This is a genomic window from Pseudomonas typographi, from assembly GCF_014694385.1.
GTDB classification, from domain to species: domain Bacteria; phylum Pseudomonadota; class Gammaproteobacteria; order Pseudomonadales; family Pseudomonadaceae; genus Aquipseudomonas; species Aquipseudomonas typographi.
Genome location: NZ_JAAOCA010000012.1, coordinates 72,053 through 88,664, shown reverse-complemented (window position 1 = coordinate 88,664; position 16,612 = coordinate 72,053). Strand labels below are relative to the sequence as shown.

The 16,612-nt window shown below is 63.2% G+C and carries 14 protein-coding genes and 1 riboswitch; of the genes, 8 read left to right on the top strand and 6 right to left on the bottom strand.

Annotation, left to right across the window (positions count from 1 at the left end):
* Positions 1-63 precede the first annotated feature (63 nt).
* On the top strand, positions 64-1,446 hold the full coding sequence (locus tag HAQ05_RS11290) for an amino acid permease (RefSeq protein WP_190420463.1): 1,383 nt from the start codon (positions 64-66) through the stop codon (positions 1,444-1,446).
* Between the two features lie 290 nt (positions 1,447-1,736).
* Here the strand turns inward: HAQ05_RS11290 and acnA are convergent, their stop codons facing one another.
* On the bottom strand, positions 1,737-4,478 hold the full coding sequence (gene acnA / locus HAQ05_RS11285; RefSeq protein ID WP_190420461.1) for an aconitate hydratase AcnA: 2,742 nt from the start codon (positions 4,476-4,478) through the stop codon (positions 1,737-1,739).
* Between the two features lie 130 nt (positions 4,479-4,608).
* On the opposite strand from acnA, the gene rlmM reads away from it, so the two are divergent.
* The 5 genes from rlmM (at position 4,609) to ampC (ending at position 9,864) form a co-directional block, all read left to right on the top strand.
* Complete coding sequence (rlmM, locus tag HAQ05_RS11280; RefSeq protein ID WP_190420459.1) at positions 4,609-5,664, top strand: 23S rRNA (cytidine(2498)-2'-O)-methyltransferase RlmM; 1,056 nt, start codon at positions 4,609-4,611, stop codon at positions 5,662-5,664.
* Positions 5,665-5,706: 42 nt separating this feature from the next.
* Positions 5,707-5,958 (top strand): sulfurtransferase TusA, encoded by a 252-nt coding sequence (gene tusA, locus HAQ05_RS11275; protein ID WP_190420457.1) that lies wholly within the window; start codon positions 5,707-5,709, stop codon positions 5,956-5,958.
* Between the two features lie 18 nt (positions 5,959-5,976).
* On the top strand, positions 5,977-7,134 hold the full coding sequence (gene pdxB / locus HAQ05_RS11270) for a 4-phosphoerythronate dehydrogenase PdxB (protein WP_190420455.1): 1,158 nt from the start codon (positions 5,977-5,979) through the stop codon (positions 7,132-7,134).
* A 137-nt stretch (positions 7,135-7,271) separates the two neighbouring features.
* Positions 7,272-8,528 (top strand): hypothetical protein, encoded by a 1,257-nt coding sequence (locus tag HAQ05_RS11265; protein ID WP_190420453.1) that lies wholly within the window; start codon positions 7,272-7,274, stop codon positions 8,526-8,528.
* Between the two features lie 184 nt (positions 8,529-8,712).
* The gene (gene ampC, locus HAQ05_RS11260) at positions 8,713-9,864 is read left to right on the top strand and encodes a class C beta-lactamase (protein ID WP_190420451.1); all 1,152 of its coding nucleotides are present in this window, start codon (positions 8,713-8,715) and stop codon (positions 9,862-9,864) included.
* Between the two features lie 97 nt (positions 9,865-9,961).
* Here the strand turns inward: ampC and HAQ05_RS11255 are convergent, their stop codons facing one another.
* A complete protein-coding gene (locus HAQ05_RS11255; RefSeq protein ID WP_190420449.1) occupies positions 9,962-10,420 on the bottom strand; it encodes a metallophosphoesterase family protein in 459 nt (152 codons plus the stop codon).
* A gap of 217 nt (positions 10,421-10,637) precedes the next feature.
* Here HAQ05_RS11255 and HAQ05_RS11250 point away from each other — a divergent pair, with 217 nt between their 5' ends.
* Positions 10,638-11,072 carry a GNAT family N-acetyltransferase gene (locus HAQ05_RS11250; RefSeq protein ID WP_190420447.1) on the top strand — a complete coding sequence of 145 codons (435 nt, stop codon included), beginning with the start codon at positions 10,638-10,640 and terminating at the stop codon, positions 11,070-11,072.
* A gap of 54 nt (positions 11,073-11,126) precedes the next feature.
* Here HAQ05_RS11250 and HAQ05_RS11245 read toward each other — a convergent pair whose 3' ends face one another.
* Complete coding sequence (locus HAQ05_RS11245; protein ID WP_190420445.1) at positions 11,127-11,414, bottom strand: hypothetical protein; 288 nt, start codon at positions 11,412-11,414, stop codon at positions 11,127-11,129.
* A gap of 319 nt (positions 11,415-11,733) precedes the next feature.
* Here HAQ05_RS11245 and HAQ05_RS29680 point away from each other — a divergent pair, with 319 nt between their 5' ends.
* Complete coding sequence (locus HAQ05_RS29680) at positions 11,734-13,374, top strand: methyl-accepting chemotaxis protein (protein WP_190420443.1); 1,641 nt, start codon at positions 11,734-11,736, stop codon at positions 13,372-13,374.
* A gap of 28 nt (positions 13,375-13,402) precedes the next feature.
* Here the strand turns inward: HAQ05_RS29680 and HAQ05_RS11235 are convergent, their stop codons facing one another.
* Genes HAQ05_RS11235 through HAQ05_RS11225 form a run of 3 tightly spaced genes read right to left on the bottom strand, consistent with a single transcriptional unit; the run spans position 13,403 to position 16,181 of the window.
* Positions 13,403-14,164, bottom strand: a complete 762-nt coding sequence (locus HAQ05_RS11235) for an ABC transporter ATP-binding protein (protein ID WP_190420441.1) — start codon at positions 14,162-14,164, stop codon at positions 13,403-13,405.
* Positions 14,161-15,174 carry a FecCD family ABC transporter permease gene (locus HAQ05_RS11230; protein WP_190420439.1) on the bottom strand — a complete coding sequence of 338 codons (1,014 nt, stop codon included), beginning with the start codon at positions 15,172-15,174 and terminating at the stop codon, positions 14,161-14,163. The genes HAQ05_RS11235 and HAQ05_RS11230 overlap by 4 nt, the downstream gene beginning before the upstream one ends.
* Positions 15,171-16,181 (bottom strand): ABC transporter substrate-binding protein, encoded by a 1,011-nt coding sequence (locus HAQ05_RS11225; protein ID WP_190420437.1) that lies wholly within the window; start codon positions 16,179-16,181, stop codon positions 15,171-15,173. The genes HAQ05_RS11230 and HAQ05_RS11225 overlap by 4 nt, the downstream gene beginning before the upstream one ends.
* Positions 16,182-16,224: 43 nt before the next feature.
* Positions 16,225-16,307, bottom strand: a riboswitch (adenosylcobalamin (AdoCbl) riboswitch).
* Positions 16,308-16,612: the final 305 nt, after the last annotated feature.

Genomic DNA, 16,612 nt, shown 5'->3' with positions numbered 1-16,612 from the left:
TGCCGACCTACGCCCCCCGCCGGGGGTACACGTTCCCATTGTTATTACATGAGGCGGTCGCACATGCATCATTCAGAAAAGTCCCATCATTTGGCTACCCGCCACGTCACGATGATATCCATTGGCGGCGTGATCGGAGCAACGCTGTTTGTCGGGAGTGGCTCCGTGGTCATGCACACAGGGCCCGCCGCGATTATTTCTTACCTTCTGGGCGGTATCATCATTATTCTGGCGATGCGCATGCTCGGAGAAATGGCAGCCGTCAAACCGGCGAAAGGCTCTTTCTCGACTTATGCGAAAGACGCTTTTGGGCCGTGGGCAGGGTTCACGATCGGTTGGTTATACTGGGCAGTTTGGGCAATCACCATTGCCTATGAAGTCTCATTGTTGGGCTACATGGTACATCAGTGGATCCCTCAGCTATCCATTGGGTTGGCGGCGTTCCTGATACTCGCCAGTATGACCTGGGTGAATATCGCCTCGGTTCGCAACTTTGGTAACTTTGAATATGTCCTTTCCCTGATCAAGGTCGTTGCGATTGTCGCGTTCCTGTTGGTTGGCGCCTCGTTGCTGCTTGGGCTTATCAAACCCGCGACGGGCGCTGTCGGCTGGTCTAACTGGTCTGCGCCCGGCAGCTTTTTCCCGAAGGGCTATGGCGCGGTGTTCGCAAGCTTGGTATTGGTGATCTTCTCAACTGGCGGTAGTGAGGTCGCCGCCATCGCGGCCAGTGAAAGTGAGCATCCCCAAAAAAACGTGCTTAAAGCTATCAATTCCACCGTGTCGCGGGTGATTTTGTTTTATGTGGGCTCGGTGTTCGTGATCATCACCGTTATCCCCTGGGATAATAGCGCGCTGCTGAAGGCGCCGTTTGTCAGCGTCTTCCAAATCGCCGGTATCGATTGGGCTGGTGCCGCCATGCAGGCTGTCATATTCATCGCGATACTTTCGGTGACGAACTCGGGTATTTACACCGCGGCACGCATGCTAACGGCCCTGGCAGAACAGAATAATGCACCCTCGTATTGCAAGAAATATGGAAGCCGCGGTACGCCTACCCATTCAATTGTGGCGACCGTGGCGATTGCCTTTTTGCTGACGCTGGTGAACACTTCCGCATTTGTGGATCTGTTCACGTTCTTGGCGAACTGTACCGGCGGCATTCTGATTCTGGTGTACATCTTCATCGCCGCGTCACACGTGGTCATCCGCAAACGAAATGGCGAAGGTTCACTGGCTGTTAAGATGTGGCTATTCCCCGGGCTGAGTTATGTGTTTATTGCACTTTGCATAGCGCTGTACATATCCCAGGCATTTATCGACAGCCTGAGCGTTCAGTTCTACTGCACTACCGGGTTCCTCATATTTGTTCTAGCGGGTTGGGGTGTAAAGAAAAGTTTATCCAAAAAGTATGGGCAGGTGGCTGAGACTGCAAACACTGGGATTTAACGTTACGCACGGCGTGTGGGTTCCCACGGCATAGCAAACAGCACATCGATGCCGGTGGCTGGTGGGCTTCTCAAAGAGCCGGCCTGCTCTACACCCGCCTGCTGTGCCAAGTAGCCCATTGGCCGGCCACCTGGCAGTAGCACATATACTGCCAGCGCTGGTAGCTCCGCTGGGGCGGGGGTAGCGCAACCCAACCGGCGGCCGGCGCTGGGCAGGCGCCGGCGAATAGTCGCGTAAGCCTGATCCGAGCGGCCCGGCGCCAATCGGATCAAACCGGTTGCCGTTGGCCGTTACGCCGCAATCAACTGCCGCAACACATAGTGCAAAATCCCCCCCGCCTTGAAGTATTCCACTTCATTCAAGGTGTCGATCCGGCACAGCACTTCGACTTCCTCACGTTGGCCATTGGTGCGGGTAATGCCCAGCGTCAGATGCATCCGCGGCTGCAGTTCGCGGCCTTCAAGGCCGGTGATGTCGAAGGTTTCCCGGCCGGTGAGGCCAAGGGTTTTGCGATTTTGCTCAGACAAAAATTGCAGCGGTAGCACACCCATGCCGACCAGGTTCGAGCGGTGGATGCGTTCGAAGCTTTCGGCGATCACCGCCTTGACGCCCAGCAGGTTGGTGCCCTTGGCCGCCCAGTCGCGGCTTGAACCGGTCCCGTATTCTTGGCCGGCGATCACCACCAGCGGCGTGCCGGCTTGCTGGTAACGCATGGCCGCGTCGTAGATAGGCAGCTTATCGCCGCTGGGTACATGGATGGTCGTGCCGCCTTCTTCGCCATCGAGCATTTCATTGCGGATACGGATATTGGCGAAGGTGCCGCGCATCATCACTTCGTGGTTGCCGCGGCGTGAGCCATAAGAGTTGAAGTCGCGCGGTTCCACGCCCTTTTCCCGCAAGTAACGGCCAGCCGGGCTGTCGGCCTTGATATTACCGGCCGGGGAAATGTGGTCGGTGGTCACCGAATCGCCCAGCAACGCCAGGGCGTAGGCGCCCCGGACGTTCTCGATGGCCGGCAAGGGGCCGGCAATGTCTTCGAAGAACGGTGGGTGCTGGATGTAGGTGGAATCGTGTTGCCATTCGTAAGTGGCGGCCTGGGGCACCTCAATCGCCTGCCATTGGGCGTCACCTTCGAATACTTGCGCGTATTCCTTGTGAAACATCTCGGTTTGTACCTTCGCCACGGCGTCGGCGATGGTTTTCTGGCTGGGCCAGATATCACGAAGGTAAACCGGCTGGCCGTCTGAGCCCTGGCCCAGAGGCTCGCTGCTAATGTCGATGTTCACGTTGCCGGCCAGTGCGTAGGCCACCACCAGGGGCGGGGAGGCCAGCCAGTTGGTTTTCACCAGTGGGTGCACCCGGCCTTCGAAGTTACGATTCCCCGACAGCACCGAGGCCACGGTGAGGTCCGCTTGTTGGATGGCTTGCTCGATGGGCGCATCCAACGGCCCGGAATTACCGATGCAAGTGGTACAGCCATAGCCGACCAAGTCGAAGCCCAGTTGGTCGAGGTACGGTGTAAGCCCGGCCGCCTTGAAGTATTCGGTGACCACCTTCGAACCGGGAGCCAGCGAGGTCTTGACCCAGGGTTGGCGCTGCAGGCCTTTTTCGACGGCGTTCTTGGCCAATAAGCCGGCGGCCATCATCACACTGGGGTTTGAGGTGTTGGTGCACGAGGTGATCGCCGCGATCACCACCGCGCCGTTGCGCAAGCGGTAGGTTTGGCCGGCATAACTGTACTCGGCTTCGCCCGCTTGGGCTGCATTGCCCACTGCCACGCCGCCACCGCCTTCGCTCTCCAGGCGGCCTTCGTCCTTGCTGGTGGGTTTAAGTTGCAAGCCGATGAAGTCGTTGAACGCCTGTGCCACCTTGGGCAGGGGCACGCGGTCTTGCGGGCGCTTGGGCCCGGCCAAGCTCGATTCCACAGTACCCATGTCCAGCTCCAGGGTAGCACTGAACGCCGGTTCCTGGCCGGGCAGGCGCCATAGGCCTTGGGCTTTGCAGTAGGCCTCTACCAGTTGCACCGTGTGTTCGCTGCGCCCAGACAAGCGCAGGTATTGCAACGTCACGTCGTCGACGGGGAAGAAGCCGCATGTCGCGCCGTATTCCGGCGCCATGTTGCCGATGGTGGCACGGTCGGCCAACGGCAGCTCGGCCAAGCCGTCTCCATAGAACTCGACGAACTTGCCCACAACGCCCTTTTTGCGCAGCATTTGGGTCACGGTGAGGACCAGGTCGGTGGCGGTGATGCCCTCCTTGAGCTTACCGGTCAACTTGAAGCCGACCACCTCGGGGATCAGCATCGACACTGGCTGGCCGAGCATCGCCGCTTCTGCTTCGATACCACCCACGCCCCAGCCCAACACGCCCAGGCCGTTGATCATGGTGGTATGCGAGTCGGTGCCGACCAGGGTGTCGGGGAACGCATAAGTGCGGCCGTCCTCTTCCTTGGTCCAAACCGTCTTGCCGAGGTATTCCAGGTTCACTTGGTGGCAAATTCCGGTGCCCGGCGGCACCACGCTGAAGTTGTCGAACGCGTTCTGCCCCCACCGTAAAAAGGCATAGCGCTCGCCGTTGCGGTGCATCTCAATGTCGACGTTTTGGCCGAAGGCGCTGGCATCGCCATACTTATCGACCATCACCGAATGGTCAATGACCAGGTCTACCGGTGACAGCGGGTTGATCTTTTGCGGGTCGGCCCCGGCCTTGGCCACCGCGGCGCGCATGGCCGCCAGGTCGACCACCGCCGGCACCCCGGTGAAGTCCTGCATCAGTACCCGCGCGGGGCGGTATTGGATCTCCCGGTCCGAGCGCCGTTCTTGCAGCCAGGCGGCGAGGGCATCGAGGTCTTTGCGGGTCACGGTGGTGCCGTCTTCCCAACGTAGCAGGTTTTCCAGCAGCACCTTGAGCGACATCGGCAGCTTTTGCAGGTCGCCCAACGTCTTGGCGGCCTCCGGTAGGCTGAAGTAGTGGTATGGCTTGCCAGCCACGTCGAGGGTGCGAAGGGTATTCAGGCTATCTTGCGAGGGCATTTGCAGTGTCTCCTACGCGGCCCGCACGGCACGGGCCTATCACTATGGTCTTTGTCAATGGAGTTTAGCCGCGCGCCGGCAGTTCCGAATTCATTTATCATGCTCACCTTTAGTCGCGCAGGTTTTTTACATGAATACGCTGTTCGTGCACTGCCGGCCAGGCTTCGAGGGCGAGGCGTGTGCCGAGCTCAGTGAACTGGCCACCGCCCGGGGTGTGGCCGGTTATGCCAAGGCCAGGGCGCAAAGCGCGTGTGCTGAGTTCGTGTGCCATAGCGCCGACGGGCCCGCACAGCTAATGGCGCAGGTGCGCTTTGCTGATTTGATTTTTCCCCGGCAGTGGGCGCGCGGGGCCTTCATAGCGCTGCCGGACACCGATCGTATCGGCGTGCTGCTCGGCGCACTGGCCGATTACCCGGTCTGCGGTAGCCTGTGGCTGGAGGTGATGGACACTAACGAGGGCAAGGCGCTCTCTACCTTTTGCCGCAAGTTCGAGGTGCCGCTGCGCAAGGCCTTGCTCAAGGCCGGCCGGTTGGATGAACAGGGCGGTGGCCCGCGGCTGCTGCTGAGTTTCGTCAGCGGCCGGGAAGTGTTTACCGGCCTTGCCCCAGCCGGTAACTCGGCCATGTGGCCCATGGGCATCCCACGGCTCAAGTTCCCGCGCGAGGCGCCCAGCCGCTCGACGCTGAAGCTGGAAGAAGCCTGGCACCACTTCGTGCCGCGCGAACAGTGGGACACCCGCCTGCACGGTGACATGACGGCGGTCGATCTCGGCGCTGCCCCCGGCGGCTGGACGTACCAACTGGTACGGCGCGGCATGCTGGTGACCGCGGTAGACAACGGCCCGATGGCGCAAAGCCTGATGGACACCGGCCTGGTGCGCCACCTGATGGCCGACGGCTTCACCTATGTGCCTAAGCCCACTGTGGATTGGATGGTCTGCGACATCGTCGAAAAGCCCGCACGCAACGCAGCCTTGCTCGAAACGTGGTTGGGCGAGGGTTATTGCCGGGAGGCGGTGGTCAACCTGAAGCTGCCGATGAAGCAGCGCTATGCCGAGGTGCGGCGGTTGCTCGAGCGTATCGACGCCGGTTTCAAGGCGCGTAAGGTCAAGGTGGCGATCGGCTGCAAGCAGTTGTACCACGACCGTGAGGAAGTCACCTGCCATCTGCGCCGGCTCGACAAGTGAGCGTTTTGCGCGACAATGGCGCCCTGACAATGGAGTATTCCGATGCCTGATACCTTCGATAGCCTGCCGATCGACGCAGTGCTCGATGCCAGTGGCCTGAACTGCCCGGAGCCGGTCATGATGCTGCATCAGCACGTGCGCGACTTGGGCGCTGGCGGCTTGCTCAAGGTGATCGCCACCGACCCCTCGACCCAGCGCGACATCCCAAAATTTTGTAACTTTCTGGATCACGAACTGCTTGGCCAGCGCGAAAGCGCCGGTACCTACCTGTACTGGATCCGTAAAAAAGCCTGACTTCGCGGTGAACCTGCCATGCTGATCGTCGCTGACGAGAATATACCCCTGGTCGATGAGTTCTTCGGCGCATTCGGCGCCATACGCCGGGTGCCGGGGCGGCAGGTGAGCCGCACTCACCTGGCCGGTGCCGACGCGCTGTTGGTGCGCTCGATCACCCAGGTCGACCGGGCGTTGCTTGAGGGCACCCCAGTACGCTTCGTGGGCACCTGTACCATCGGTACCGACCACTTGGCCCTGGATTACTTCGCCCAGGCCGGCATCCACTGGGCCAGCGCGCCGGGTTGCAACGCCCGAGGCGTGGTCGAGTATGTGCTCGGCAGCCTGTTGGTGCTGGCCGAACGTGAAGGCGCCACACTGGCTGGGCGCACTTACGGGGTGGTCGGCGTGGGGCAGGTCGGCGGGCGTTTGGTCGACGCCCTGCGTGCTCTGGGCTGGCGGGTGCTGGCCTGCGACCCGCCGCGCCAAGCCGCCGAGGGCGGCGATTTCGTTACCCTCGATACTCTGCTGGCCGAATGTGACGTGGTCAGCCTGCACACGCCGTTGACCCAAGTGGGTGAATACCGCACCCGGCATTTACTCGGCGCGGCGCGGCTGCGCGGGCTGCGCCCTGGCACCTGGTTGATCAACGCCGCCCGAGGGCCGGTGATTGACAACGCCGCGCTGGCCACGGTGCTGGCCGAACGCCCAGACCTCCGCGCCGTGCTGGATGTGTGGGAGCATGAGCCAAGCATCGACCGGGCGTTGGCCGCGCGCTGTGCGATCGCCACGCCGCACATTGCCGGGCACAGCCTGGATGGTAAACAGCGGGGCACGGCGCAGGTCTTCGACGCATTCTGCCAGTGGCAGGGTGTGGCCCCCACCGTGAAATTGGCTGAACTGCTGCCGCCACCGTGGCTGGCGCAGGTGGTATTGGATGCCGGTTGCGACCCGGAGTGGGCCATGGCGATGCTCTGCCGCGCGGTATACGACCCGCGCCGGGATGACGCCGATTTTCGCCGCAGCCTGCACGAAAACGAGGCCGCCCAGCGCCAAGCGTTCGACCTGCTGCGCAAACAGTACCCGTATCGGCGTGAGGTGGAGGGGCTCCCGGTTCGGGTCGAGGGCGACAGCCCGGCGCTGCGCCAGGTGGTGCAGGCGCTGCGGGCGCGATGGGTGCCAGTGGGCTCGTTGTGACCCAGCCAATACCGGGCGCTGGCTGGCTTTAGCCGCTTCGTGAATGCCAAGCAGCGTGGGTTTTCTTCGGTGTGTGCGGAACCTTCTTCGGGTGGGTAGCCACTTAGCGGTCATTCCGCCATTGCGTGAGGTTGCCCATGTCAGTTCAAGTGATCAGCCCTTCGACACACATTCCGTTGGACCTCGGTAACGATTCTGGGCCGCCCAGGGAACCGCAGGCCCAGCCGCTTGGGGATTCCAGCAAGGTCAGTTGGGCAGACAGCGGCGGCGCGGTCAACTTTGGCAAGGCATCGGACCAACCGGCCACCAGCGACGCCTCGCAACGTTCAGGCATGAGCTCGCAGCAACAAACCATCGCACAGTTGCTCAAGGCGATATTGGAGCAAATCGGCCCACTGCTGCAGTATCTACAGCAACTTAACCAGAACGCCGATGGCGCAACGGATAGCGACAGCGGGAATAAGGGCTCCCAGGCGATCGGTTCGAAGGCGAGCACGGCCGGTGACAGCCAACCCGCCATCACTTACCCCGATACCAGCAGCCAAAATGCGCAGGCCACCCAGCCGGCGGCAGCCACGCAGGCCGAGAGCACGGCGGCTACGCAGCCCGAGAGCACGGCAGCCACGCAACCCGCGAACACGGCAGCCACGCAGCCCGAGAGCACGGCAGCCACGCAACCCGCGAGCACGGCGGCTACGCAGCCCGCGAGCACGGCAGCCACGCAGCCCGCGAGCACGGCAGCCACGCAGCCCGCGAGCACCCCGACGCCAGCCGTTGCCGACACCGATAAGGATAGTGGCCAAGTGAACGGCGCTGCCGGGGCCTCCTCGGTAGGCGGGGGGCCGGTGGCCGGCAGTGGCCCACGCACCTTCAACGTGACCAATAACCAGGACCAAGCGATTAAAATCGGCCAATTCGATAAGAACGATAAGCTGGTGGGGGAATTGTCGCTGCAACCGGGGCAAACCGGGCAGATGAAATACGAAAACGACTTTACCGGTTTGCTCAAGCAAGCTGACGCCGATGGCAACTACAAGCCTGACGCCAGCCGGCTTGAGTTCTACAACGGCTTCATCAACACCAGCGACATCGATGGCCGTAACGCTTCCATCTACGCCACTGACCATAAAGGCTTCGAGGTCGGTGACAAAAAAAGTATCGCCGACGGTGCGCCAGAAGGCACTGTCTCCACCGACTCGGCGGGCAACAAGACCGTCGCCGGCTGGTACGACGGCAGCACGCCGGCCATGCGCGACGGCGGGGCCTACATGGTTGGCCAGTTGGGCACCGGCATGACCTACATGCACCCTACCGATGACCAATTGGGCGATGGCCAGAACCCGATGCGCCATACCGATGCCATGACCTTGGATGTGATGTTCGGCAAGGCGTGAGGGTTTATGTCCAGGCGCACGTGGAAGCCGGCCAACGGCGTTTACCGGCAAATGGTTTTGAGAGGTTGCCCAGTGTGTTTTCCAGGGCTTTTGACATTGAAGGCGATGTGCGCAGGTGTAAAAATCGCCGCGCCCTATCGACCGAACAATAACGAGAAAGCCCTTACGCACCTGGGATCGTTGAATGCCTCTGAACAAAACAAAGGCGGTGCTTGCCGCAGCATTGTTGTTCACGGCCTTTGCGGCATGCGCCGCCTCGCCTGAGCAGTCCATCAATACGTTGTTACGCGATGAAATGGCCCAATACGGTATACCCGGTGTGGCCGTAGCCGTATCGGTGAGGGGCCAAACCACCTTCTACAACCAGGGGGTGGCGTCCAAAACGACTCACGCGCCGGTCACTTCAAAAACGCTTTTCGAAATCGGCTCGTTAAGCAAAACCTTCACCGCCGCGCTGGCCAGTTATGCGGTGGTTCAAGGCCGGCTGGATTATTCCAGCAGTGCCAGCCAGTACTTACCAGAACTTTCCGGAAGTACCTTCGACCACGTCACATTGCTGAACCTCGCCACACACACCAGCGGCTTGCCGTTGCAAGTGCCGGATGAGATCAAAAACGATCAGCAACTGATGGACTATTACCGACAGTGGCAACCGCCAGCCACCCCCGGCAGTGTGCGGGTTTATTCCAACCCCGGTATCGGCCTGCTCGGCGTGATCGCCGCCAAGACTCTCGGCCAGCCGTTTTCAACGGCCATGGCGCAACAGTTACTCACGGCGTTCGGCTTGCACAACAGTTACCTGCATGTACCAACGGTTGCCATGCCGCGCTACGCGCAAGGCTATGACAAGCACGACGCCCCGGTTCGGGTGAGCCCCGGGATGCTCGATGCCGAAGCCTATGGCATCAAATCCACCAGTGCCGATTTGATCCGTTACTTGAATATCAATATGCGCGCCGTGCCCGTGGCGCCGGCATGGTCCCAGGCGCTTGGGCTCACCCAGCAAGGCTACTTCACTGTGGGCGGGTATACCCAAGGCTTGATGTGGGAGCGTTACGCTTTACCGGTGACACTCGACCAACTGCTGGCCGGCAACGACAGCACGAACATCACCCAGCCCCAGCCTTTGCGGGCACTCACGCCGCCTTCCCCGGCACAGCGCACGGCTTGGTACAACAAAACCGGTAGCACTAACGGGTTCTCGGCCTACGCGGTGTTCATCCCCGAAGAACAGACCGCGCTGATTATCCTGGCCAATAAAGCGTGGCCTAATGCACAGCGGGTAGAAACGGCGTGGAAGATCCTCGGGTTGGCCGGCTCGGGCGCCGTGCGATAAGGCCGCCAGGCGGGGTTAGGCTAACGCCGATGCGCACGACGGCGCAGGGTAGGGCAGCGCTCGGCCGGCCCTGCCCTGGGCTTGAGCGTGGCTATGGTCAGCCCAGAAGCGTGACGATACGCGGCTCGATAGATGCCGCTGACACCTGCAGCAGTGCCAGCGCCACCGGCAGCGTGAAGCGCCGCCGGCCGGCGCTGCCCGGGTTTAGGTAAAGCCGCCCCTCGCGCCATTCGATACTTGGGCGGTGCGAGTGGCCGGTGATCACCAGTTTTATGCCGCCATCGAGCAGCGCTGGCACGTCGGCGACATCGTGCACCAACAGGGTCGGCCAGCCATTGATGTCAAAACACAGATGGTCGGTAAGCGCGCTGGCCCACGGCGCGCCCAGGTCGTTGTTCCCGCGTATTGCATACAGCGGGGCGATAGCCGCCAGTGGGTCGAGAATCTCCGGCCCGCCAATGTCGCCGGCATGAATGATCCGCTGGCACCCCTGCAGGGCCGCCAGGGCCTCCGGGCGCAGTAAGCCATGGGTATCTGAGATGACGCCAACCTTCATGCCGCACCTCGGCCTGCCTTGGGGAAGAGCCCGCAGTCTACCCGCGGGCCCAATGGCGGGAACAGCCATGCTTGGGCGCTCACGTTATCGGCGGGTGCATAGACCTGTCGCCAACCCAGCCCGGCCACAAAAGGCTCCGCCAAGGCTGTGCAGCCGGGCCCGGACGCCCCACACTAAAGCGGTACTGAACCACTCATTCACCCGCAGGGGCCAGCCGATGTACACCCTTCGCACCATGACCGTAGACGATTACGACACCGTGATCGAATTGATGCGTAACACCCCCGGTATTTCCTTACGAGACGCCGATTCTCGTGAGGCCACTGCCCGCTACCTGGAACGCAACCCTGGCCTGAGTTTCGTCGCCGAGGCCGGCGGTAAGCTGTGCGGCTGCGTGATGTGCGGGCATGACGGGCGCAGGGGCTACTTACAGCACCTGGTGGTACTGCCAGCGTATCGCCGACGCGGGATTGCCCGTGCATTGGTGGCATGCTGCCTGGATACCTTGCAAACCCATGGCATCCTTAAATGCCACCTCGACGTGCTTAAAACCAACGACGCCGCCGCGCGGTATTGGCAGCGCCAGGGGTGGCAGCTACGCCAGGATATCGACCGGTATTCCTTGATCCGCTCGGGCAACCCGAATGCGTGAACGCGCCTCGGCTGGGGCGCCGACGGGGCCCATGGCTTATACCGCGCTTGCGGGCTACACACCCAGCGAGTGGCCCGCCTTCCATTTTTCATGGGTACGTTTTAGCACCTCATGGGCCTGGGCATATTGGCCGGGGTCGATCAGCCCGGTATGGAAAAGGCACGCAAGGTACCCTTCGGCGCGGCGTTCGTTATCACTGATTTCCTTATGGCAAACCGCCCGTTCCATTGCCTCCAGATAGTTGCGCAGGTTATCGCTGTGTATGGATTTGGACTTCATGAGCAGCATGATGGGCGGCGTCCTCTGTGCGTACGTGGCGGCAAAGAGCTCCTCATCGGTCATGGCGGCTTGAGTACGGCTGGGCTCTGGGCGTAATGAACCTTTGGCTCTCACTTCTGCAATACGACGGTGCCGGCGCTCTGCCAGTTCCGAATCATTTACCGCCGGCCACGGGTGTGGCGCCTGAGAAGTTTGCTGCCCCCTTTTGGCCGTTCCATTTTGCTGCCGGCGCGCGTTGCCACCCCTGGCCATAGCCCTGCGTATCACCGCCCTGCCGAAGTACGGCCAAGGGTTATCAACTAATGGCGAAACAAGCCGATAACCGTGTTGAAGGTTCGGCTTGTGTGCCGGGCCACTGTCGCCCCTTTGCGAGTACCTGCCCATGGCTTGGCTATCCGGTTTAAAGCTTAAAACCAAATTGCTGGTCGCGTTTTGCTTGTGTGCGTTGATCACCGTGGTGGTGGGGGCGCTCGGCCAAGTGGGTATTGCCCGCCTTAATGCCCAGATGGACACCCTGCTCAATAACAACGTGGTGTCCGTTGCCAAGGCCGATTCGGTTAAAGCCAATGTGATCGCCAGCCACCGTGATTTCTTCAAAGCCTTGGCGATGCTGGCGCTCAAGGGCGACCCGGCGCAGGTGCAAGCCAGCGTTCAGTCGCTTGCAGACAACCAGGGCGAGGCCGAGCGCGATTTCAAGATCTACCGCGCAACGCCGGCCGAAGACGACGAGCGTGTGGCCGGGGACGCCTTCGCGCAGGATTGGCCGGCTTACCTGGCAACGGTCAATGCAACGCTGGATGCCGCCCGCGCCGGTAACCTGGAGCAAGCACGGGACATGGCGCTGAACACGGTCAACCCGGCGTACCGCAAGACGATCGGTGAGTTGAAGATCATCATCGACTCCAACGCCCAGCAAGCGCAGCAGGCAGGGGAGCTGGCTGTGCAAACCAACAGCCAGGTCACCTGGACCCTTGGCATTGGCGCCTTGATCGCGGTGTTCTGCGCCATCGCGCTGGGGATGGTCGTCACCGGCATGATCACCCGGCCCTTGCATCAGGCGCTGGCCAGCGCCCAGCGGGTCGCCAACGGTGACCTCACCCAGGCCATCCCCGTGCGGGGTGCCGACGAAACCGGCGAATTGCTCAGTGCCTTGGCCACCATGCAAGACAACCTCAAGGGCACCGTAGCGCAAATCGCCAGCGCCGCTGATCAATTGGCCAGCGCGGCCGAAGAACTCACTGCCGTCACGGACGACAGCAGCCGCGGCTTGCTTAAGCAGAACGACGAAATTCAGTTGGCCGCCACCGCCGTCACGCAAATGAGCGCCGCGGTGGAAGAGGTCGCCCGTAATGCCGCAAGCGCCTCGCAGGCCTCCAGTGCCGCCGCCAACGAGGCGCTCAGTGGCCAGCGCCAGGTACAGCAGGCCGTAGGGGCGATGAACAGCATGAGCCAAGAGATCGACGCATCGACCCAGCAGGTGGGCGCGCTGGCCGAAGGGGTACGCGACATCAGCAAAGTGCTGGATGTGATCCGCGGCATTGCCGAACAAACCAACCTGTTGGCGCTCAACGCTGCCATCGAAGCCGCCCGGGCGGGTGAGCAGGGCCGCGGCTTCGCAGTGGTGGCCGATGAGGTGCGGGCCCTGGCGCACCGTACCCAGGCCTCTACTGGTGAGATCGAAACCATGATCAACACCGTGCGTAGCGGTGCCGACCAGGCCGTACAAGCCATGGGCAAAAGCCAGGCGCTGGCGCAGAGCACGCTGGCCTTGGCCAGCGAGGCGGGGCAAGCGCTGGAACGCATCAATGCCGGGGTCGGGCAAATCAACGAACGCAACCTGGTGATCGCCAGCGCCGCCGAAGAGCAAGCCGCGGTGGCCCGCGAAGTGGATCGCAACCTGGTGAACATCCAAGATCTGTCCGCGCAAACCTCCGCCGGCGCCAACCAGACCAGCGCCTCGAGCCAGGAGCTGTCGCGCCTGGCCACGGCCTTCACGCGCCTGGTGGGCACCTTTTCGATCTGAACCGCGCTACGCCGCGGTGCCGGCGCCGTTACCCCAGGTACTCGACGCGCAATCCGCCAGTGGCGGCGGAGCGCCCCACCACGGCACGCACGCCATACGCCTGCTCGATCAGCGAGGGTGTGAGCACCTGTTCTGGCGTGCCCTCGGCCAACACCCGGCCTTGGTCCAGCAGTACCAAGCGGTCAAAGAAACGCGCCGCCAGGTTCAAGTCGTGCAGCGCCACCACACAGGTGGTGGGCAGTTGCCGCAGCAGTGCCAGCAGCGCCAATTGGTGTTGGATGTCGAGGTGGTTGGTGGGCTCGTCCAGCAGCAGCTCGCTGGGTTGCTGAGCCAGCGCGCGGGCGATCTGCGTGCGTTGGCGCTCGCCACCGGAGAGGCTATGCCACGGGCGCCGATGGTGCTGCGCCATGCCGACTTGGCGCAGCGCGGCATCGACAATGGCGGCGTCGGTGGCGCTGCTGGGCTCGAGCAAGGCGCGGTGCGGGCTACGGCCCAGGCGTACGACATCTTGCACGTTGATGGCGGCCTCGGTATGGGCGTGCTGTTCCACCACCGCCAAGCGCCGCGCCAACGGCCGCCGGCGCCACTGCGAGAGGGCCACGCCGTCCAGGCTCACCTCTCCGCTGTCGGGTTTGGCCAGCCCAGCCAAAAGCTTGAGCAGCGACGATTTGCCCGACCCGTTAGGGCCGATCACGCCCAACATCCCGCCGGCTGGCACCTTCACGCTCACCCCGTGCAGCAATTGCTGGCCGCGCAGGCGCCAGGCCAGTTCATCGGCGTGCAGGCTCATGGGCGTTTACCCGTGCGGTAGAGTATCCAGGCGAAAGCCGGGGCGCCGACCAGGGCGGTGACCACGCCGATCGGCAGCACCTGCTGGGGCACCAGCAGGCGTGAGGCGATGTCGGCCAATACCACGAAATGCGCACCCATCAAAACCGCCGCTGGCAACAGCCGGGCGTGCCCGGGGCCGACCAGCAAGCGTGCCGCATGCGGGACCACCAACCCCACGAACCCCACCGCGCCCACGATGCTCACCAGCGCCGCAGTGATCAGCGCGGTGATGGCCAGCAACAGCAGGCGCACGGCGGTGACCGGCACGCCGAGGCTGGCGGCGGCAGTTTCGCCGAAGGTGAAAGCGTCCAGGCTGCGGGCGAACAACGCACTGATCAACAGCCCCAGTGCCACCGCGGCCAGTGCCATGCCCGCGTCGCCCCAACGCACCCCGCCTAGGCTGCCGAGCAGCCAGAACATTACGCTGCGCGCCTGTTCGGCGTTGGCTGAGGTCGAAACGACATAGGCCGTTAGCGCGTTGAACAATTGTGAGCCGGCCACCCCGGCGAGGATCATCCCGGCGGGGCCGCCTTCGAGCCGCGCCGCCAACGCCAATACCATCACGAAGGCCAGGGTGGCGCCGAGGAACGCCCCCAGCGGCAGGCCCAGCGCTGCGCCGCCGGCCCCCACCACCATCACCAGCACTGCGCCGGTGGATGCCCCAGCGCTGATGCCCAGCACATAGGGCTCGGCCAGGGCGTTGCGCAACAGCGCTTGCAGCAGCGTGCCGCATAGCGCCAAGCCCGCCCCACAGCAGGCGGCTACCACCGCCCGGCTGGCACGGTAATCCCAGATAATGCCCTGCTGGATCGGCGTGACGGGGTAAGGCCCAAGGCCCACCCCGTTGAGCACGGCATGTAAGGTCGCCCGCCACGGAATGGGCATCTCGCCGAGGGCGGTGGCCAGCAGCATCGACAACGGCAATGCCGACAGCCCGAGCAGCAGCGCGCCAGTGCCGCGGCCGCTCATGGCGCCTCCGGGCCCAACCCCGCGGCCACCGCCTCGATGGCCTCGACCACGCGCAGCGACGGGTTCAGCGACTGCGCATCGACCACGATCACCCGGCCACCCCGCACGGCAGCCAGTTGCGAGGCCACTGGGTCTGCGTGCAGAAAGGCAAGTTTTTTCTCGACGTCGTCGGCGGGGTAGCGGCGCCGGGCCATACGGGTGATGACCAGGTAGTCCGGGTCTTGCCTGGCGACCTGTTCCCAACTCACACTCGGCCATTCTTCGTCGCTGTCGATTACGTTGCGAAGGCCCAGGGTGCGCGCGATGTATGCCGGTACCCCGCTGTTGCCCGCGACCCACGGGTCACCTTCAAGGCGCGCGCTTGAGAACCAGAACAGCACCGAGGCGTTGCCTGCCTGTGACCGCGCCTGCGCCACCGCTTGGCCAAGCCGGGCCTGTTGCGTGGCCAGCAATGTTTGGCCGCGCCCAGGCACATTGAACACCTGCGCAAGCTCGGTGATCTCGCGGTCGATCAGCGTCATGTCGAAGGGCACTTGGCGCGCACCGTCACCATTGGAGCGTTCGGTCAGCGCCTTGCCTTCGCAATCGCTGGGTGACACATAGGCAGGTATGCCCAGGCCCCGGAATTGCTCGAAAGTGCCTACGTCACCGTGGCGGCCAATGTTGTAGGTGTACTGGGCGGTCACCAGTTCTGGCGCTTGTGCCGCCACCGCTTCGAAGCTCGGGGCGTTGTCGGCCAGCCGCGGTATGTTCGCCGCCGCGGCCTGTAGGTTCGCCGGCAAGGGGCCGAACCACAGCGCGGTGCCTACCACCCTCGGCGCCACGCCCAGGCTTAGCAGGATTTCAGTGCTCGCCTGGCCGATGCTGACCACCCGCTGCGGCGCGTGGGTGAAGGTGAGCCGGTGGCCGCAGTTGTCGAGTGTCAGCGGGTACGGCTGGGCTTGGGCGGTGGCGATAAGGCCGTACAGGGCGAGGGCAATGGCGCCCCGCTTGAAGGTGGCAGGCATGGCGAAGGTTCCGGGGAATACGCGCCCCTTTGAAGAGATGTAGGCCTGGCGTGGGGTCTGGCTTTCGGGGTACCCGAACACAGTGGCGCGACCGCGCCGGATTCGCACCGGCTTCCCGCGCCAGGCGCAAAGGCGCGTAGGGTAGGGCAGTCGCGCCAAGCGGTCAAACGCCGGCCCAGCCACCGGGGCGGTTGTATTGCGGCTGCATAGGTTCGATGCGACCGGTTCGACGCCATAACACCTACCTCGGCTTGCCTCCGGGGCCCGGCTAAGCGCGGGCGCCCATTCGACCTCAATGCCTTGTGGGCGCCCAGGCACGGGTTTGTAACCGGCCTTTGCCAACGGCGGCTAATGGGTGGCCCAATAGTAGATGCCGGTGGTGACGGAGGTGCCCCTGGAGCGGGCAACCGCCATCGCCATGGCGACAGGCT